Source organism: Rubellimicrobium roseum, assembly GCF_006152145.1.
GTDB classification, from domain to species: Bacteria; Pseudomonadota; Alphaproteobacteria; order Rhodobacterales; family Rhodobacteraceae; genus Rubellimicrobium; species Rubellimicrobium roseum.
Map to the genome: position 1 here is coordinate 1 of NZ_VDFV01000010.1, position 17,434 is coordinate 17,434.

The following is a 17,434-nucleotide window of genomic DNA, read 5'->3' on the forward strand; positions in this document are numbered from 1 at the left end:
CCGCTCCGGCCAGGCGCAGCGCGACAGTTCTACTTTGCACGGCCGGCGACGTTTTAACTTGGTGACAACATTGGATCCGACCTGGCGAGGCCTGCGCCCCGCCATCAGTCGGCCGGCAGGATGACTGAGAACGTGCTGCCTCTGCCGATTTCACTCTCGATGCGAAGCCGCCCGCGATGGCGGCTCACGATGTGCTTGACGATGGCGAGCCCAAGCCCCGTGCCACCCACCTCGCGCGAGCGATGCGTGTCAACGCGGTAGAAGCGTTCCGTGAGCCGCGGGATATGGTGCGCGGCGATCCCCGGCCCGCGGTCGGTCACGGAGAGCCGGACGCCCTGACGCCGCAGGCCCGGCTGCTCGGCGGGCCCCGTCAGCGCGACTTCCACGGGGCCGCTGCGGCCGCCGTACTTGATCGCGTTCTCCACCAGGTTCGTCAGGACCTGCCGGAGCTGCCCCGAGTCGCCAAGGATCGTCGGCGCCTGGTCCGGCAGGTTGAGCCGGATCTCGGCGCCGGACTGCGCGGCCACGGGCTCCAGCGTCGCGGCGACCGAGGCCGCGAGGGCGCGAAGGTCCACGCGCTCGGTCGGACGGCGCCGCTCCTCGGCCTCGACGCGGCTGAGGCTCAGAAGGTCGTCCACGAGCCGGGCCATGCGCTGCGCCTCGCGCAGGATGATGCCCAAGAAGCGCTCGCGCGCCGCGGCGTCGTCCCGCGCGGGCCCGCGCAACGTTTCCACGAAGCCCAGGAGCGCGGTCAGAGGTGAGCGCAGCTCGTGGCTGACGTTGGCCACGAAGTCCCGCCGGATCGTGCCCGCCTCCTCCACGGCCGTCACATCCTCGAAGGTGACGATGACGCGCCGGCCCGTGGCCAAGGCGACGTCGCGGGCGCTGACGCGCCAGGTCGTGTCGCGGCTGCCATCCGTGCCGAGGTAGCGCCCCTCGCGCGGGTGGCCGTCGCGCAGCGTGGCCTCCACCACGTCGAGCGTCGCGGGCTGGCGCAGCACGGTGATGTAGTGCCGCCCTGTCCCGTCATGGCCGAACAGCGACGCCGCCGCGGGATTGGCGGCCTCGATGCGCTCGGAGGCGTCGATCAGGACGGCGGGGATCGGCAGGGCTTTGACGAGAGCGAGGATGTCCGGGGTCATGGTGTGACCCGATTAGGACGATTCACGCGCCAGTGGAACAGCCAGGCCTTGTGCTGTTGTGAGGCGGCGAACGATCCCGTAGTCACGCGTTCGTGTGGGGCCGGGCGACCTTCGGGGCCCGCGATGGCGCGAGGGGCAACGGCGAGGCCAGTATGACAGGTGCCCCGGCGGAGATGATCCTCGTGATCGGCAACCTCGACGCGTGGGAGCGGCACGGCCGCCGCGCGCCCGATCTCGACGGCTTCCGCTTTGCCCGCTTCGACGAGATCGACGCCGGGCTCCTGGCGGAGGTCGCGCCCGGCATGGTGCTGTCCTGGCTGGTGGACGACGGGCACGACGCGGTGGATATCGCGCGTCGGCTGGCCGAACTGGGCTTCGCGGGGCGATACCGGGCGCTCGCGCCCGACCTGCCGAACGTGGCGGCCATCGTCGAGGAGGTGCGCGAGGTCGCGCCCGACCTCGATTTCGACCTCTTCCGGGTCAGTCCAGGGATCTGAGGCCACGGGCGAAGCGCTCGGCATTGGCGGCGTAGGACCGGGCCGACTGGCGCAGCCGCTCCACCGCATCGTCGTCGAGGGGACGGATCGCCTTGGCGGGGCTCCCGACGATCAGGGTCCGGGGCCCGAAGCTCTTGCCTTCGGTCACCAGCGCCCCCGCCCCCACGAGGCTGTCCCGCGCCACCACCGCGCCGTTCAGCACCGTCGCGCCCATGCCGATCAGGCAATTGTCCTCGACGGTGCAGCCATGGACGATGGCCTTGTGCCCGATCGTGCAGCCCGCGCCGATTCGCAGCGGAAAGCCCCAGTCGCTGTGCAGCGCCGAAAGGTCCTGCACGTTGGTGTCCTCGCCGATCTCCATCCATTCGTTGTCGCCGCGCAGGACCGCCCCCCACCAGACCGAGGCACCCGCCCCGATCCGAACGCGCCCGATCACCTGGGCGTTCGGCGCGATCCAAGCGGTGGGATGGATCTCGGGCCGCTCGCCGTCCAGCTCCCAGATCATTGCGCCGCCTCGAACTCGCGCGAGAGGCTGCGCACGAAGTCGTTGAGCCAAGGCTGCCGCTCGCGCCGAAGCCGCTCAACCTCGACGATGTGGCGCACGCGGGCCTCGGTCTCGTCCACGTCGCGGTTCACCAGCACGTAGTCGTACTCGGCCCAGTGGCTCACCTCGGCCATGCTGCGCGCCATGCGGCCCGCGATGACCTCCTCGCTGTCCTGGCCGCGCCCGCGCAGGCGCCGCTCCAGTTCCGCCATGGAAGGCGGGAGGATGAAGATCGACACCACCTCGCGCCCCAGCGCCGAGTTCCGGATCTGCTGTCCCCCCTGCCAGTCGATGTCGAACAGCGTGTCGCGTCCGTCGGCCATGGCGAGCTCGATGGGCAGCCGGGGCGAGCCGTAGAGGTTCCCGAAGACCTCCGCATGCTCCAGCAACTCCCCGCGCTCCACCATGGCCTCAAAGGCGGGGCGGGTGACGAAGTGATATTCGCGCCCGTCGACCTCGCCGGGGCGCGGGGCGCGCGTGGTGGCCGAGACGGAGAAGCGGATGGCCGGGTCGGCGGCCAGCAGGCGGCGCGCGATGGTGGTCTTTCCGGCCCCGGAGGGGGAGGACAGGATGACGAGCAGACCCCGGCGTTCGGGCGCGGAAAGGGCCGCCATGCGTTACTCCACGTTCTGGACCTGCTCGCGCATCTGGTCGATGGCCGCCTTCAGGTCAAGGCCGATGCGGGTGAGGGCCGCCGAACCGGACTTGGACAGGAGCGTGTTGGCCTCGCGGTTGAACTCCTGCAGGAGGAAGTCGAGCCGGCGGCCGGCGGGCTTGGGATCGGCGATCAGCGCGCGCCCCTGCGCGACATGGGCGCGGAGCCGGTCGAGCTCCTCGGTGACGTCCGCCTTGACCGCGATCAGGGCCAGCTCCTGCGCGAGCCGCCCCTCGTCCACATCGGGCACGCTCTCTGCGACCCGCCGCAGCGCGGCGCGCAGGGCCTCCGCCGAATCGTCCTTGCGAGCGTCAGCGAGTCGCTGGGACTCGTCCACGAGTGATTCGATGCTAGCTATCTGATTCGAAAGAAGGCCCTCCAGCGCCGCGCCCTCCCCCTCCCGCGCGGCCACGAAGTCGTCGAGGAGCCCGTCCAGATCCTGAAGCAGCGCGGCGAGCAGCCCCTCGTCCGCGCTCGCCGGGGCCGCGATGACCACCCCCTTCTGTAGCAGCACATCGGCCGCCGTGGGCTGGCCCAGCGTCACTCCCAGGGCGAAAGCCCGCTGCTGGACCTGCTCCAGCGCGTGCAGCACGCGGTCGAGTTGGGCCTCGTCGATGCCGAAACCGCCCTCGCCCGCGCTCCGCGACAGCCGCAGCGCCAGCGACACGCTCCCCCGCGCGAGCCGGGCCTGAAGCGCGGCGCGGACTCCCGCCTCGAGCCCTTCGATCCCGTCCGGAAGGCGCAGCCTCAGGTCCAGCCCCCGCCCGTTCACGCTGCGCAGGTCCCAGTCCCATTCGACATCGTCGCGCCCGCCCCTGCGGCTGGCAAATGCGGTCATGGAGCGGATCATTGTGCCTCCTGATTCATCACGGACGGAAATGGAATTAACCCGTTAACACTTTAGTAACAGACATCACCGACAAAGCGGGTAGCTTAAGACTTGCGTAACCATTTCAGCCCCGGAGCCCGGCGATGTCCTACGACGACCTTCTGGAAGACATGGAAGGGAGCCTCTGCGGGCGAACGGACGATTGCGACGACAACGTGCTGCGCACCGTGCCAGCCGGGCGCGAGGGCCTTGCCGAGCTGGAGGCCTACTGGCGCGAGATCCGGGGCGCGGCGTTCCTGCCCCGCCGCCGCGATCTCGACGCCACGCGCTTCGCAAGCGCCCTGCCCCATGCCTTCATCCTTGAGCGAGTCGCCCCCGGCATCGCCCGCGTACGCACCAGCGGGCAGATGCTCCGCGGCCATCTGGGCTTCGAGGCGCGCGGGATGCCCCTGTCGCTCCTTTTCACGCCCGAGGGACGCAACCGGCTGCGGGTCTGGCTGGACCGCTGCTTCGACGGGCCGGCGCTCGTGGACCTGCCGCTCACCGCCTGGCGCGGCGCCCTTCACCCGCCGGCGACGGGGCGGCTCCTGCTCATGCCGCTCCTCGACCACGAAGGCAAGGTCACGCGCGCCGTGGGTGGGGTGTTCCTCGACCGCGCGATGCGGATGAGCCGCGTGCGCTTCGACGTGAACGAGGCGGCGGGCGTCCGGCACGAGAAGCTGCGCCCCGCCGCCTGGCCCGTGCTGGCCGCCGCGGGCGAACCCCGGATCAGGGAACTTGCCGAGCCCCGGCGTCCCTTCCTGCGTCTGGTCGTCTCCAATCCCTGACAGGCACGGGCGGAGGCACCGGCCCCCGCCCAAGATCATGGATCTCAGACCGCCTCGGCGCGAGCCAGCGCCGTGCGGCGGGCGGACAACTCCTCCGAGACGAGGAACGCCAGTTCCAGCGCCTGGGACGCGTTGAGGCGCGGGTCGCAAGCGGTGTGGTAGCGGTCCGACAGATCCTCGTCCGTGACCGCGCGCACGCCACCCGTGCATTCGGTCACGTCCTTGCCGGTCATCTCGAAATGGACGCCGCCGGGAATCGTGCCCTCGCCGTTGTGGACGGCGAAGAACTCCCGCACCTCGCGCAGCACGGATTCGAAGGGCCGCGTCTTGTAGCCGGTCGAGGACTTGATCGTGTTCCCGTGCATCGGGTCGCAGACCCAGACGACGTTCGCGCCCTCCTCCTGCACCGCGCGCACCAGTCGCGGCAGATGCTCGCCCACGTTGCCCGCGCCAAAGCGCGAGATCAGCGTCAGCCGCCCCGGCTCGTTCCTGGGGTTGAGCTTCGACATCAGCGCCTTGAGATGCCCGGAGGTCATCGACGGCCCGCACTTGAGCCCGATCGGGTTCTGCACGCCGCGGCAGTATTCGACATGCGCCCCGTCCGGCTGCCGCGTGCGGTCGCCGATCCAGATCATGTGGCCCGAGCCCGCGAGCCACTGGCCGGTGGTCGAGTCCACGCGGGTCAGGGCCTCCTCGTATTCCAGCAGAAGCGCCTCGTGCGAGGTGAAGAACTCCACGGTTTGGAGCGTGTGCGCTGCCTCGTCGCTGATCCCGGCCGCGCGCATGAAGTCGAGCGTATCCGAGATGCGGTTGGCCATCTCGCGATACTTCTCGGCCTCGGGGCTCGCGGTGAAGCCCAGCGTCCAGGCGTGCACCTTGTGGACGTCGGCGTAGCCCCCGGTGGCGAAGGCGCGCAGCAGGTTGAGCGACGCCGCCGCCTGGAGATAGGCCTGCAGCATCCGGTCCGGATCGGGCACCCGCGCGGCTTCCGTGAAGTCGAAGCCGTTGATGATGTCGCCCTTGTAGGACGGCAGCTCCACGCCCCCGATCGTCTCCATCGCGGCCGAGCGCGGCTTGGCGAACTGGCCGGCGATGCGGCCGACCTTCACCACCGGCACCTTGGCGCCGTAGGTCAACACCATCGCCATCTGCAGCAGCACCTTGAAGGTGTCGCGGATGTTGTCGGCCGAGAACTCCGCGAAGCTTTCGGCGCAGTCCCCGCCCTGAAGCAGGAAGGCCTCGCCCTTGGACACCTTGGCCAGATGCGCCTTGAGCTTGCGCGCCTCTCCGGCGAAGACGAGCGGGGGATAGGAGGCGAGCCGCGCCTCGACGTCGCGCAGGCGGTCCTGGTCGGGATAGTCGGGCATCTGCACCCGCGGCAACTTCCGCCAGTCGGTCTTCTGCCATTCCCCCATGGTCGTTCTCCTTGGCCCGTGTCGCGGGTCGGCCCCGTTTTCGATAGGGCGCGCTTATAGCTCTCCCCCCCGTCAAGTCCAACGCAAAACGGGCCGCACGGGCGAAAGATGCGGACCGTCCGCGACACGAAATGTCGCGTCCGAGCAACCCTCTTGTCGTTTCCGGACGAACCTGAGAGAATGTCGCCGCGGGACGGCGGAGTGCCGGTCCCAGGTGGGTCCCATGAACATCCAGCCTCAGATCGTCGAGCTCGACAGCCTTCGTCCGCGCTCCCGCCGCTTCGTCTTCGTGCTTCTCGACAACTTCACGATGCTCTGCTTCGCCTGCGCGGTGGAGTCACTGCGCATCGCCAACCGCATGGCCGGGCAGACACTCTACAACTGGGTCCTGGCCGGCGAGGGCGGCGACAGCGTCACCTGCTCGAACGGGACGCGCTTCAAGCTCGACATGGACCTGGGCGAACTGGCGCGCGACGACACGATCATGGTCTGCGGCGGCATCGACGTGCAGGACGCGACGACCCGGCCCCTGCTCAACTGGCTCCGGCGCGAGGCGCGGCGCGGGATCGTCATCGGCGGGCTCTGCACGGCGGCGCACACGCTGGCCAAGGCGGGGCTCCTCGACGGCAAGAAGGCGACTATCCACTGGGAGAACCAGGACTCCTTCTTCGAGGAGTTCGAGGACGTGACGCTGACTAAGTCGGTCTTCGTCGTCGACGGAAACCGGATCACGACCGCCGGGGGCACGGCCTCGATCGACCTCATGCTCAAGCTCATCGCCGACGACCACGGCGAGGAGCTGGCCAACGCCGTCGCCGACCAGCTCATCTATTCCTCGATCCGCACCGACCAGGACACGCAGCGCCTCTCGATCCCCACCCGGATCGGCGTGCGCCACCCCAAGCTCAGCCGCGTCATCCAGATCATGGAGCAGGCCATCGAGGAGCCGATCAGCCCGGCGACGCTCGCGCGTGACGTGGGGCTGTCGACCCGGCAGCTCGAACGGCTCTTCCGCCGCTACCTCGACCGCAGCCCTAAGCGCTATTACATGGAGCTTCGTCTCCAGAAGGCGCGCAACCTGCTGATGCAGACGGACATGAGCGTCATCAACGTCGCGCTGGCCTGCGGCTTCGCCTCGCCCTCGCATTTCTCGAAATGCTACCGTGCCCATTATGGCACCACGCCCTATCGCGAACGCGGCACCCAGGGCGGCGCGCGCCTGTCGATCTGAGCGCTCCGCAGCGTCTGTCTTCCTTTGGCCGCGGGCGGTGTCTAGCCTAGCGGGCAGGATCACAAGAATCCGACAGGGAGACCACCAATGAAGAAACTGCTCCTGGCCGCTTCGGCCACGGCGCTCTGCGCTGGCGCGGCCGTCGCTCAGGATGCCCCCTCCGGGGCCGCCCCCAAGATCGGCATCGTGCTCGGCTTCACCGGGCCGCTCGAATCGATCACCCCCTTCATGGCCCAGTCCGCCGAGGTCGCCATCGCCGAGGTAAATGCCGCCGGCGGCATCGTGAACGGCCAGCAGGTCACCTCCGAGCGCGCCGACTCCACCTGCATCGACGCCGCCGCCGCGACGGCCGCGACCGAGGGGCTGGTGAACGGCGGCATCAACGCCATCATGGGCGCCGACTGCTCGGGCGTGACCAACGCCATCCTGACCAACGTCGCTGTGCCCAACGGCATCGGGATGATCTCGCCGTCGGCCACCTCGCCCGGCCTCTCGACCGCCGAGGACAGCGGCCTGTTCTTCCGCACCGCGCCGTCGGACGCCCGCCAGGGCCAGGTCATGGCCGACATCCTCAAGGACCGGGGCGTCTCCGAGGTCGCGCTGACCTACACCAACAACGACTACGGCAAGGGCCTCGCCGACAGCTTCACCCAGGCCTACACGGCCGGGGGCGGCACGATCTCCATCACCGCCGCGCACGAGGACGGCAAGGCCGACTACTCGGCCGAGGTCGCCTCCCTGGCTGCGTCGGGCTCGGACATCCTCGTGGTGGCGGGCTACACCGACCAGGGCGGCCGCGGCATCATTCGCAACGCGCTCGACACCGGCGCCTTCGAAACCTTCGTGCTGCCCGACGGCATGATCGGCCAGGAGATCGTGGACGTACTGGGCGACGGTCTGTCCTCATCCTTCGGACAGTATCCCGGCACCGACAGCCCCGGCGCGACGCGCTTCCAGGAGATCGCCACCGCCGAGGGCTTCGACGGCACCTCCGCCTTCTCGCCCGAGTCCTATGACGCCGCCGCGCTCATCATGATGGCGATGGAGGCCGCGGGCTCGACGAACTCCGCCGACTGGACCCAGAAGGTGGCGGACCTCGCCAACGCCCCCGGCGAGGAGATCCTGCCGGGCGAGCTGGCCAAGGCGCTGGAGCTGATCCGCGCCGGCACCGACATCGACTACGTGGGGGCCACGGCGGTCGAGCTGATCGGCGCAGGCGAGTCCGCCGGCAATTATCGCGAGGTCGAGTTCAAGGAAGGGGAGATCGTGACGATCCGTTTCCGCTGAAGGAACAATGGCGTCCGGTGCAAGACCGGACGCCAAGTCACTGGCCCTGACGGTTCTTCCCTTTCCCCGGGCGCGCCACTAGCCTGCCCGGCAGGTCCAAGAATCCGTCAGGGAGACCATACATGACCAAGTTGCTCCGGGCCGCCTCGGCCCTCGCGCTCCTCGCGGGCGCCGCCGCCGCGCAGGACGCGGCCGCGCCCAAGATCGGCATCATCCTGGGCTTCACCGGCCCGCTCGAATCCATCACGCCGAACATGGCCACCGGCGCCGAGATGGCGATCAACGAAGTGAACGCCGCGGGCGGCCTCCTCGGCCAGCAGGTCGGCGTCGAGCGCGCCGACTCCACCTGCATCGACGCCGCCGCCGCGACGGCCGCGGCCGAAGGCCTCGTGGCGGGCGGCGCCAACGCCATCATGGGCGCCGACTGCTCGGGCGTGACCGGCGCCGTGCTGACCAACGTCGCCGTGCCCAACGGCATCGGGATGATCTCGCCCTCGGCCACCTCGCCCGGCCTCTCGACCGCCGAAGACAACGGCCTCTTCTTCCGCACCGCGCCGTCGGACGCCCGCCAGGGCGAGATCCTAGCTCAGGTGCTGCAGGAGCGCGGCGTGACCGACGTGGCGCTGACCTACACCAACAACGACTACGGCAAGGGCCTCGCGGACGCCTTCACGACCGCCTTCACCGCGGCGGGCGGCACCGTGTCGATCACCGTGCCCCACGAGGACGGCAAGGCCGACTACTCGGCCGAGGTCGCCTCGCTCGCGGCCTCCGGCTCGGACGTGCTGCTGGTGGCGGGCTACACCGACCAGGGCGGACGCGGCATCATCCAGAACGCGCTCGACACCGGCGCGTTCGAGACCTTCGTGCTGCCCGACGGCATGATCGGCCAGGACATCGTCGACACCTTAGGCGAAGGCCTCGCGACCTCCTTCGGCACCATGCCGGGCACCGACAGCCCCGGCGCGGCCGCCTTCCAGGAGATCGCCTCGGCCCAGAGCCTCGACGGGACCTCGGTCTACGCCGGCGAGTCCTACGACGCGGCCGCGCTGATCATGCTCGCCATGGCGGCGGCGGGCTCGACCAACGGCGCCGACTGGGCCGCGCAGGTCGAGTCGGTCGCCAACGCCCCGGGTGAGCAGGTCCTCCCGGGCGAGCTGGGCAAGGCGCTGGAGCTGATCGCGGCCGGCACCGACATCGACTACGTGGGCGCCACCGCCGTGGAACTCATCGGGACGGGTGAATCCGCGGGCAACTTCCGCGAACTCGAGTTCAAGGACGGCCAGATCGAAACGGTCCAGTTCCGCTGACATAAAGTTACGTTGACGGAAATGCACGGCCTGGGGTATGGCCCCGGGCCGTTGCGCTATTCAAGAGACCCGCCCACGGGTCCGCTTTCCCGAAGGGACTTCCCCGCATGATCGAGGTCCACGACCTCCACAAGCATTTCGGCGGCTTCCGCGCCGTGGACGGCGCCAGCCTTAAGATCCGCCAGGGTTCGATCACAGGCCTCATCGGTCCCAACGGCGCCGGCAAGACCACGCTGTTCAACGTGATCGCGGGGCGCCTGACGCCCACCTCCGGGCGCGTCACCATGGGCGGCGAGGACATCACCGGCCTGCCCCCGCACCGGCTGTTCCACAAGGGCCTCCTGCGCACGTTCCAGATCGCGCACGAGTTCTCCTCAATGACGGTGCGCGAGAACCTGATGATGGTGCCCCCCAACCAGACGGGCGAGAGCATCTGGAGCGCCTGGGTCCACCGCGGCCGCATCCGCGAGGAGGAGGCCCGCCTGGCCGCCAAGGCCGACGAGGTGCTGGAGTTCCTGACGATCAGCCATGTCGCGGACGAGAAGGCCGGGAATCTCTCGGGCGGCCAGAAGAAGCTCGTGGAGCTGGGCCGCACGATGATGGTCGACGCCAGGATCGTCTTCCTCGACGAGGTGGGCGCGGGCGTGAACCGGACACTGCTGAACACGATCGGCGACGCCATCGTGCGCCTGAACAGGGAGCGCGGCTACACCTTCTGCGTCATCGAGCACGACATGGACTTCATCGGCCGCCTCTGCGACCCGGTGATCGTCATGGCGCAGGGCAAGGTCCTGGCCGAGGGCTCGGCCTCCGAAATCATGCAGAACGAGGCGGTGATCGAGGCCTACCTGGGCACGGGCCTCAAGAACAAGGTGCCGGCATGACCGACTACGAGGCGCTGCGCGACAACCGCGGCAACAACGACCGCTCGATCGCCAAGGACAACGGCAGCGGCGGCCTCCACGTCGCCGACAACCGCCAGACCCGGCCCGCGCCCTCCGTCAGCCGCGCCTTCCTCGTGGGCGAAGCGATGGTCGGCGGCTACGGCAAGGGCCCCTCGATCCTCAACGGCTGCACCATCGCCGCCGAGAAGGGCGAGATCGCGGTGATCGTGGGTCCCAACGGCGCCGGCAAGTCCACCGCCATGAAGGCGGTCTTCGGGATGCTCGATCTCCGGCAAGGCTCGGTGCGCCTGAACGGCGAGGACATCACCCGCCTCACGCCCCAGGCCCGCGTGGCCAAGGGCATGGCCTTCGTGCCCCAGGTCCGCAACATCTTCCCCTCGATGTCCGTCGAGGAGAACCTGGAGATGGGTGCCTTCCTGCGCCGCGACGATATCTCGCGCACCATCGAGCAGGTCTACGGCCTCTTCACCATCCTCAGGGACAAGCGCCGCCAGCCCGCGGGCGAGCTGTCGGGCGGCCAGCGCCAGCAGGTCGCGGTGGGCCGTGCGCTGATGACCCAGCCCAGCGTGCTCATGCTCGACGAGCCCACGGCCGGCGTTTCTCCCATCGTCATGGACGAGCTTTTCGACCGCATCATCGAGATCGCGCGGCAGGGCATCACCATCCTGATGGTCGAGCAGAACGCGCGCCAGGCGCTCGAGATTGCGGACAAGGGCTACGTCCTCGTCCAGGGCGGCAACGCCTTCACCGGCACCGGCAAGGAACTCCTGGCCGACCCGCAGGTGCGCAAGTCGTTCCTGGGGGGATGAGGATGGGCCCCCGTCGCATTAACCTTCCGGCAACCCGACCGTTCGGTGCTGTAACGTTTCGTCAACGCGCGTCCGGGATCCTTGGTCCCATGACCCGCAGCCACAGGACCCCCTGATGGACCTCCTCAACGCCCTCGTGGCCTTCCTGAACTTCGTGTTCATCCCCGCCCTGGCCTATGGCTCGCAGCTCGCGCTGGGGGCGCTGGGGGCGACGCTGATCTACGGCATCCTGCGCTTCTCGAACTTCGCCCATGGCGAGACGATGGCCTTCGGCACGGCGATCACCATCCTCCTCACCTTCGGCCTGCAAGCCCTTGGTATCACGTTCGGACCGTTGCCCACGGCGCTCATCGCCCTGCCCCTGGCCATCGCGGCGACGGCGCTCCTGCTCCTGGGCACCGACCGACTGGTCTATCGCTTCTACCGCGACGCCAAGGCCGCGCCGACGATCCTGGTGATCGTCTCCTTGGGTGTCATGTTCATCATGAGCGCCATCACCCGCTTCCTCGTGGGCGTGGAGGACATCGCCTTCGCCGACGGCGAGCGCTTCGTGGTCACCGCGCGCGGCTTCCGCGACTGGTCGGGGCTCGAGGAGGGACTCGCCATCCGCTCGACCCAGGTCATCACGGTGGTCGTGGCCGGCATCGCCGTGGCGTTGCTCTTCTGGTTTCTCAACCGCACCCGCACCGGCAAGTCGATGCGCGCCTTCTCGGACAACGAGGACCTCGCGCTGCTGTCGGGCATCAACCCGAACCGCGTGGTCGCCGTGACCTGGGTCATCGTGGCGGCGCTGGCGACCACGGCCGGGGTCCTCTACGGCCTCGACAAGAGCTTCAAGGCCTTCACCTACTTCCAGCTCCTGCTGCCCATTTTCGCAGCGGCGGTGGTCGGGGGCCTGGGCAATCCGCTCGGCGCCATCGCGGGCGGCTTCGTGATCGCCTTCTCCGAGGTCATGGTCACCTACGCCTGGCGGCAGGTCGTGGCCTACGCCCTGCCGGGCGATTGGGCGCCGGCGGGCCTCCTCCAGATCATGTCGACCGAATACAAGTTCGCGGTCTCCTTCGCGATCCTCATCATCGTTCTCCTCTTCAAGCCCACGGGCCTCTTCAAGGGTCAATCGGTATGACGACTGTTCCCCAAGCGACCCTAGCCCGGTCCTCGGCCTCCGGCGCAAGCCTGCGCCCCGTCCTTCTCTATCTCGCGATGGCGGCGCTGATTGTCGGGACCGGCTTCGTCATGGGCTGGAACTACGCGCTGACCGTCGTGAACATGGGCCTGATCTCGGCCATCATGGCGCTGGGCGTGAACCTGCAATGGGGCTTCGCCGGGCTTTTCAACGTGGGCGTCATGGGATTCGTCGCGCTGGGTGGGCTCGGGGCCGTGCTGGTCGCCATGCCGCCAGTGGCCGAGGCCTGGGTGGTCGGCGGCGGACGTGTCGGGGCCGGCCTCGTGCTCGGGGTGCTCACCGTCGTGTCGCTGGTCGTGATCCGCACCCGCATGGCTCGGGGGCAGCTCGCGACCTTCGTGATGCTGGCCGTGGGCGTCGGAGGCTATCTGGTGATGCGCGCCGTGCTGGATCCCGGCGTGATCGCTGTCGAGGCCGTGAACCCCGCCTCCACCGGCTATTTCGGCGGCCTCGGACTGCCGGTGCTCCTCGCCTGGCCCGCCGGTGGCCTGCTGGCCGCCGGCGCCGCCTGGATCATCGGCAAGACGGCTCTGGGCCTGCGGTCGGATTACCTCGCCATCGCGACGTTGGGCATCGCCGAGATCATCCTCGCCGTCCTCAAGAACGAGGACTGGCTGGCGCGGGGCGTCAAGAACGTGGTGGGCATTCCCTCGCCCGTCCCGCAGGAGATCGCGCTTCAGCAGGACCCCGGCTTCGTGGCCCGCGCGGCCTCCTTCGGCGTGGACCCGGTCACGGCCTCGACCCTCTGGGTCAAGGTCCTCTACATGGGCCTTTTCGCGGTCGTGCTGCTCGCATTGCTCCTTCTTGCGCAGCTCGCGCTTCGCTCGCCCTGGGGGCGCATGATGCGCGCCATCCGGGACAACGAGGTCGCCGCCGCCGCGATGGGCAAGGACGTGACCGCCCGCCACTTGCAGATCTTCGTGCTAGGCTCGGCCATCTGCGGCATCGCCGGCGCCATGATGGTGACGCTCGACGGCCAGCTCACGCCGGGCTCCTACCAGCCGCTGCGCTATACCTTCCTGATCTGGGTCATGGTGATCGTCGGCGGCTCCGGCAACAACTGGGGCGCGGTACTGGGCGGCTTTCTGATCTGGTGGCTCTGGGTGATCGTGGAGCCCCTGGGCAACGCGCTTTTCGGCGTCATCAGCACCACTCTGCCCGCCGGTTCGCCGATCACGTCACATCTCCAGGACGCCAGCGCTCATATGCGCCTGCTGACGATGGGCGTGATCCTGCTCCTCGTGCTGCGTTTCTCGCCGCGTGGCCTCATCCCCGAGAAGTGAGCGGCCTCTCGGGTCGATGAACCCCGCGCGGTCTGCCAGCCGCGCGGGGTTTTCCGTTCCTAGCGCCGAAGCCGCTTGATGAGGCTCGACGTGTCCCAGCGACCGCCGCCCATAGCCTGCACGTCCCCGTAGAACTGGTCCACCAGCGCGGTGACCGGCAGGCTCGCCCCAATCTCCCGCGCGGTATGGAGGCAGATGCCGAGATCCTTGCGCATCCAGTCCACCGCGAAGCCGTGCTCGAACCGGTCATCCAGCATGGTCCCGTGCCTGTTCACCATCTGCCAGGACCCGGCCGCCCCCTGCGAGATGACCTCCACCAGCGCCCGTCCGTCGAGCCCGGCCTTCTTGGCGAAGGCCAGCGCCTCTGACAGCCCCTGCACCAGCCCGGCGATGGCGATCTGGTTCGCCATCTTGGCCATCTGCCCGCTGCCCACCTCGCCCAGCCGCCGGCAGACGCGCGTGTACGGCGCCACGATCACTTCGGCCCGTGCATAGTCGGCCTCGGAGCCCCCGCACATGATCGAGAGCTGGCCCTTCTCGGCCCCCGCCTGACCGCCCGACACCGGCGCGTCCACGTAGCCGATGCCCTTCCGGGCGGCCTCGGCCGCGAGTTCCCGAGTGACCTGCGCGCTCACCGTGGTGTGGTCGATGAAGAGCGTGCCCTCGGCCATGCCGGCAAACGCGCCGTCCTCGCCCAGGCAGACGGCGCGCAGGTCGTCGTCGTTGCCTACGCAGGCCAGCACGGCCCCGGCACCCTGCGCCGCCTCGCGGGGCGTGGGCGCGTTGCGATGGCCGTGCCGCTCGACCCAGGCCTCGGCGCGGGCCGTCGTACGGTTGTAGACCGTGACCTCCGCCCCGGCCGCCGCCAGATGCCCGGCCATCGGCCCGCCCATCACCCCGAGCCCCAGAAAGGCCAGACGCCCCACTCCCGCCCCTGTGTCCGTCATACGCTTGCCCCGCCTGTGAAACCCTGCCAAACGGTTGGCCGCATCCCAAAGCCCCGTCAACCTGCCCCGGAGCCCTCTCGTTGGTCACTCTGTTCCGCTGGCTCTTCCGGGTGACGGTGGCCCTGGTCGTCCTAGGCGTGCTGGCCTTCACGCTCCTGACCTGGTTCGCCTCGCGCTCGCTGCCCGACTACGAGGCCACGACCGAGGTCGAGGGGATCGGCGCCCAGGTCGAGATCGTGCGCGACCATTCCAGCGTTCCCCATATCTTCGGAAAGACAGACGCCGACGTGTTCTTCGCACTGGGCTATGCCCATGCGCAGGACCGGCTCTGGCAGATGATGATGACACGGCGCACCGTGCAGGGCCGCCTGTCCGAGCTCTTCGGCGAGCGGACCCTCGGCATCGACCGGCTGATGCGCCGCCTCGACCTCCATACCCTCGCCCGCGAATCGCTCGACGATCAGGACGCGCCCGCGCGGGACGCGCTCGAGTCCTACAGCGCCGGGGTCAATGCCTGGCTCGCCGAGGTCAACGAAGGCGCTCTGGGCCGCGGCGCCCCCGAGATGTGGCTCTTTCGCCAAGCCATCGCGCCATGGCAGCCCGCCGACTCGCTGGCGGTCCTCAAGCTGATGGCGCTCCGGCTCAACGCTCACCTGGATGCCGAGGTGCTGCGCGCCCGCGCCTCGCTGGTGCTGCCGCCCGAGCGGCTGGCCGACATCCTGCCCGACATGCCCGGAGAGGGCGTGGCCGCCCTGCCCGCCTATGCCGAGCTGGTCCCCAGCGCCCGGCCCAGCTTCGCCGAAGCCACGTCTCGAGATCCTCTGTTTCCGAATCCCGGCACCGGGCTTGCAGGGGCGTCGAACGTCTGGGCGGCGGGGGTGTCGCGCTCGGCCGCGGGCTCGACGCTGCTCGCCAACGACCCGCATCTGGGGCTTTCGGCCCCCGGCACCTTCTACCTCGCGCGGCTGGAGCTTTCGACCGGCGGCGTGATCGGCGGCACCATCCCCGGCCTGCCTCTCGTGCTGACGGGGCGCAGCGCCAACCTGGGCTGGGGCGTCACGTCGAGCTACCTCGACGATCTCGACGTGCAGGCCGAGGAGGTGAACCCCGCCAACGCCGATGAATACCGCACGCCCGAAGGCTGGGCCCCCTTCCGCAGCCGCGACAGCATCATCGAGGTCAAGGACGCCCCTGCGGTCACCGTCCGCCTGCAGTGGACCGAGAATGGCCCGGTCTTGGGCCCCGAGGACTTCGACCTAGGCCAGATCCGGCCGCCGGGGCATGTCATGTCCATCTCCTGGACGGCGCTGTCCGACCGGGACACCACCCTGACCGCCGCCCTGCGGATCATGCGCGCTCGCGACATGGAGGAGGCGCTCGATGCCGTGCCGCTCTTCGTGGCGCCGTCGCAGAACCTCGTCCTTGCCGACCGCAACCGCATCGCCATGGCGACTCTCGGCGCCATCCCCGACCGCGACCCGGCGCACCAGAGCAAGGGCCGCCTGCCCACCCTGGGCCACCGGCCCGAGAACCGCTGGCGCGGCGTCAAACCCGCCGAGGCCAATCCCGTCTTTCTCGATCCTGAAGGCGGCGTGGTCGGAAACACGAACAACAAGATCCTCGACGCGCCCTTCCCGGACCACCTGTCCTTCCTCTGGGGCGACAGCCAGCGCATCCAGCGGTGGCAGTTCCTGATGCAGGGGCGCGAGATCCACACCCGCGACAGCTTTATCGAGGCGCAGCTCGACACCGTGTCGCCGGCCGCGCGCACGCTCCTGCCGCTTGTGGCCCGCGACCTGTGGTTCACCGGCGAGGCCGCGCCCGAGGGCACGCCCGAGCGGCAGCGCGCCCGCGCGCTGGAGCTGCTGGCCGAATGGAACGGCCAGATGAACGAGCACCTGCCCGAGCCGCTGATCTATTCCGCCTGGATGCGCATGCTGCAGGAGAGGCTCGTGCGCGACGAGCTGGGTCCCTTGGCCGACGCCTTCACCCATGTCGAGCCCCTGTTTCTGGAGCGGGTCTTCAAGGACATCGACGGTGCCTCCATCTGGTGCGACGTGCAGCAGTCCGAGCCGGTCGAGACCTGCGACGACATGGCCCGCGAAGCACTGGACGAAGCACTCCTGCAGATCGACGCGCGCTGGGGCACGGCGCTCGAATCGCTGCGCTGGGGCGACGCGCACGAGGCGGCGCACGACCATCCGGTGCTCGGGGGCACGCCGCTCCTGAGCTGGTTCGTGAACGTCCGCCAGTCCACCAGCGGCGACGACGACACGCTGATGCGCGGGCGGACCAGGGGCACTGGCCCGAACCCGTTCGTCAACGTCCACGCGGCGGCCTATCGGGGAGTCTACGACTTCGCCGACCCCGACTCCTCCGTGTTCATCATCCCGACGGGCCAGTCGGGCCACCCGCTCTCCCGGCACTATGACGATTTGGGCGAGCTGTGGCGGCGGGGCGAATACATCCCCATGTCGCTCGATCCCGCGCTGGCGCGCGCGGCGGCCGTGGGGGTCACGACGCTCATGCCCGAAGGGTCGACGCCCTAGTGCACCGATCCCGTCGTC

At 69.4% G+C, this 17,434-nt stretch carries 16 protein-coding genes; 10 read left to right on the forward strand and 6 right to left on the reverse strand.

The annotated features are described in order from the left end of the window. Window positions 1-104: 104 nt before the first annotated feature. Window positions 105-1,142 carry an ATP-binding protein gene (locus FHG71_RS09405; RefSeq protein ID WP_139081378.1) on the reverse strand — a complete coding sequence of 346 codons (1,038 nt, stop codon included), beginning with the start codon at window positions 1,140-1,142 and terminating at the stop codon, window positions 105-107. A 152-nt stretch (window positions 1,143-1,294) separates the two neighbouring features. Between FHG71_RS09405 and FHG71_RS09410 the strand changes: the two genes are divergently transcribed. Further along, a complete protein-coding gene (locus tag FHG71_RS09410; RefSeq protein WP_139081379.1) occupies window positions 1,295-1,639 on the forward strand; it encodes a hypothetical protein in 345 nt (114 codons plus the stop codon). Here the strand turns inward: FHG71_RS09410 and FHG71_RS09415 are convergent. From FHG71_RS09415 to FHG71_RS09425, 3 genes are read right to left on the reverse strand one after another with little or no spacing between them, the layout of a single operon-like run. Further along, window positions 1,623-2,144 carry a gamma carbonic anhydrase family protein gene (locus tag FHG71_RS09415; RefSeq protein ID WP_139081380.1) on the reverse strand — a complete coding sequence of 174 codons (522 nt, stop codon included), beginning with the start codon at window positions 2,142-2,144 and terminating at the stop codon, window positions 1,623-1,625. The genes FHG71_RS09410 and FHG71_RS09415 overlap by 17 nt on opposite strands. Continuing rightward, complete coding sequence (gene gmk, locus FHG71_RS09420; RefSeq protein WP_139081381.1) at window positions 2,141-2,797, reverse strand: guanylate kinase; 657 nt, start codon at window positions 2,795-2,797, stop codon at window positions 2,141-2,143. Before gmk ends, FHG71_RS09415 begins: the two co-directional genes overlap by 4 nt. Before the next feature lie 3 nt (window positions 2,798-2,800). Next, window positions 2,801-3,676, reverse strand: a complete 876-nt coding sequence (locus tag FHG71_RS09425; protein ID WP_246045401.1) for a YicC/YloC family endoribonuclease — start codon at window positions 3,674-3,676, stop codon at window positions 2,801-2,803. Between the two features lie 134 nt (window positions 3,677-3,810). Here FHG71_RS09425 and FHG71_RS09430 point away from each other — a divergent pair, with 134 nt between their 5' ends. Then, window positions 3,811-4,494 (forward strand): PAS domain-containing protein, encoded by a 684-nt coding sequence (locus FHG71_RS09430; RefSeq protein ID WP_139081383.1) that lies wholly within the window; start codon window positions 3,811-3,813, stop codon window positions 4,492-4,494. A 44-nt stretch (window positions 4,495-4,538) separates the two neighbouring features. On the opposite strand, the gene FHG71_RS09435 is transcribed toward FHG71_RS09430, so the two are convergent. Beyond that, window positions 4,539-5,909, reverse strand: a complete 1,371-nt coding sequence (locus FHG71_RS09435; RefSeq protein WP_139081384.1) for a class II 3-deoxy-7-phosphoheptulonate synthase — start codon at window positions 5,907-5,909, stop codon at window positions 4,539-4,541. 223 nt (window positions 5,910-6,132) lie between these two features. On the opposite strand from FHG71_RS09435, the gene FHG71_RS09440 reads away from it, so the two are divergent. The 7 genes from FHG71_RS09440 (at window position 6,133) to FHG71_RS09470 (ending at window position 13,920) form a co-directional block, all read left to right on the forward strand. Beyond that, complete coding sequence (locus FHG71_RS09440; protein ID WP_139081385.1) at window positions 6,133-7,140, forward strand: GlxA family transcriptional regulator; 1,008 nt, start codon at window positions 6,133-6,135, stop codon at window positions 7,138-7,140. A gap of 87 nt (window positions 7,141-7,227) precedes the next feature. After that, entirely contained in the window at window positions 7,228-8,427 is a 1,200-nt protein-coding gene (locus tag FHG71_RS09445) for an ABC transporter substrate-binding protein (RefSeq protein WP_139081386.1), read from the forward strand. A gap of 122 nt (window positions 8,428-8,549) precedes the next feature. After that, complete coding sequence (locus FHG71_RS09450) at window positions 8,550-9,737, forward strand: ABC transporter substrate-binding protein (protein WP_139081387.1); 1,188 nt, start codon at window positions 8,550-8,552, stop codon at window positions 9,735-9,737. A 107-nt stretch (window positions 9,738-9,844) separates the two neighbouring features. Beyond that, window positions 9,845-10,621: an ABC transporter ATP-binding protein gene (locus FHG71_RS09455; protein WP_139081388.1), complete on the forward strand. Its 777-nt coding sequence runs from the start codon at window positions 9,845-9,847 to the stop codon at window positions 10,619-10,621. Continuing rightward, window positions 10,618-11,451 (forward strand): ABC transporter ATP-binding protein, encoded by an 834-nt coding sequence (locus FHG71_RS09460; RefSeq protein ID WP_139081389.1) that lies wholly within the window; start codon window positions 10,618-10,620, stop codon window positions 11,449-11,451. Before FHG71_RS09455 ends, FHG71_RS09460 begins: the two co-directional genes overlap by 4 nt. Before the next feature lie 115 nt (window positions 11,452-11,566). After that, window positions 11,567-12,577, forward strand: coding sequence for a branched-chain amino acid ABC transporter permease (locus FHG71_RS09465; RefSeq protein ID WP_139081390.1), 1,011 nt, complete (start codon window positions 11,567-11,569; stop codon window positions 12,575-12,577). Between the two features lie 77 nt (window positions 12,578-12,654). Continuing rightward, window positions 12,655-13,920 carry a branched-chain amino acid ABC transporter permease gene (locus FHG71_RS09470; protein WP_425467343.1) on the forward strand — a complete coding sequence of 422 codons (1,266 nt, stop codon included), beginning with the start codon at window positions 12,655-12,657 and terminating at the stop codon, window positions 13,918-13,920. Window positions 13,921-13,979: 59 nt separating this feature from the next. Here the strand turns inward: FHG71_RS09470 and FHG71_RS09475 are convergent, their stop codons facing one another. After that, window positions 13,980-14,846 carry an NAD(P)-dependent oxidoreductase gene (locus FHG71_RS09475; protein WP_139081473.1) on the reverse strand — a complete coding sequence of 289 codons (867 nt, stop codon included), beginning with the start codon at window positions 14,844-14,846 and terminating at the stop codon, window positions 13,980-13,982. Window positions 14,847-14,947: 101 nt separating this feature from the next. Here FHG71_RS09475 and FHG71_RS09480 point away from each other — a divergent pair, with 101 nt between their 5' ends. Beyond that, window positions 14,948-17,416 (forward strand): penicillin acylase family protein, encoded by a 2,469-nt coding sequence (locus FHG71_RS09480; RefSeq protein ID WP_139081392.1) that lies wholly within the window; start codon window positions 14,948-14,950, stop codon window positions 17,414-17,416. Window positions 17,417-17,434 lie beyond the last annotated feature (18 nt).

What these genes read in the sequence shown, in the direction of transcription:
- FHG71_RS09450 (WP_139081387.1), top strand. Translation starts at nt 8,550, where the DNA reads ATGACCAAGTTGCTCCGGGCCGCCTCGGCCCTCGCGCTCCTCGCGGGC.
- FHG71_RS09435 (WP_139081384.1), bottom strand. Translation starts at nt 5,909, where the DNA reads ATGGGGGAATGGCAGAAGACCGACTGGCGGAAGTTGCCGCGGGTGCAG.
- FHG71_RS09465 (WP_139081390.1), top strand. Translation starts at nt 11,567, where the DNA reads ATGGACCTCCTCAACGCCCTCGTGGCCTTCCTGAACTTCGTGTTCATC.
- FHG71_RS09425 (WP_246045401.1), bottom strand. Translation starts at nt 3,676, where the DNA reads ATGACCGCATTTGCCAGCCGCAGGGGCGGGCGCGACGATGTCGAATGG.
- FHG71_RS09410 (WP_139081379.1), top strand. Translation starts at nt 1,295, where the DNA reads ATGACAGGTGCCCCGGCGGAGATGATCCTCGTGATCGGCAACCTCGAC.
- FHG71_RS09460 (WP_139081389.1), top strand. Translation starts at nt 10,618, where the DNA reads ATGACCGACTACGAGGCGCTGCGCGACAACCGCGGCAACAACGACCGC.
- FHG71_RS09430 (WP_139081383.1), top strand. Translation starts at nt 3,811, where the DNA reads ATGTCCTACGACGACCTTCTGGAAGACATGGAAGGGAGCCTCTGCGGG.
- FHG71_RS09445 (WP_139081386.1), top strand. Translation starts at nt 7,228, where the DNA reads ATGAAGAAACTGCTCCTGGCCGCTTCGGCCACGGCGCTCTGCGCTGGC.
- FHG71_RS09415 (WP_139081380.1), bottom strand. Translation starts at nt 2,144, where the DNA reads ATGATCTGGGAGCTGGACGGCGAGCGGCCCGAGATCCATCCCACCGCT.
- FHG71_RS09440 (WP_139081385.1), top strand. Translation starts at nt 6,133, where the DNA reads ATGAACATCCAGCCTCAGATCGTCGAGCTCGACAGCCTTCGTCCGCGC.
- FHG71_RS09405 (WP_139081378.1), bottom strand. Translation starts at nt 1,142, where the DNA reads ATGACCCCGGACATCCTCGCTCTCGTCAAAGCCCTGCCGATCCCCGCC.
- gmk (WP_139081381.1), bottom strand. Translation starts at nt 2,797, where the DNA reads ATGGCGGCCCTTTCCGCGCCCGAACGCCGGGGTCTGCTCGTCATCCTG.
- FHG71_RS09470 (WP_425467343.1), top strand. Translation starts at nt 12,655, where the DNA reads ATGGCGGCGCTGATTGTCGGGACCGGCTTCGTCATGGGCTGGAACTAC.
- FHG71_RS09455 (WP_139081388.1), top strand. Translation starts at nt 9,845, where the DNA reads ATGATCGAGGTCCACGACCTCCACAAGCATTTCGGCGGCTTCCGCGCC.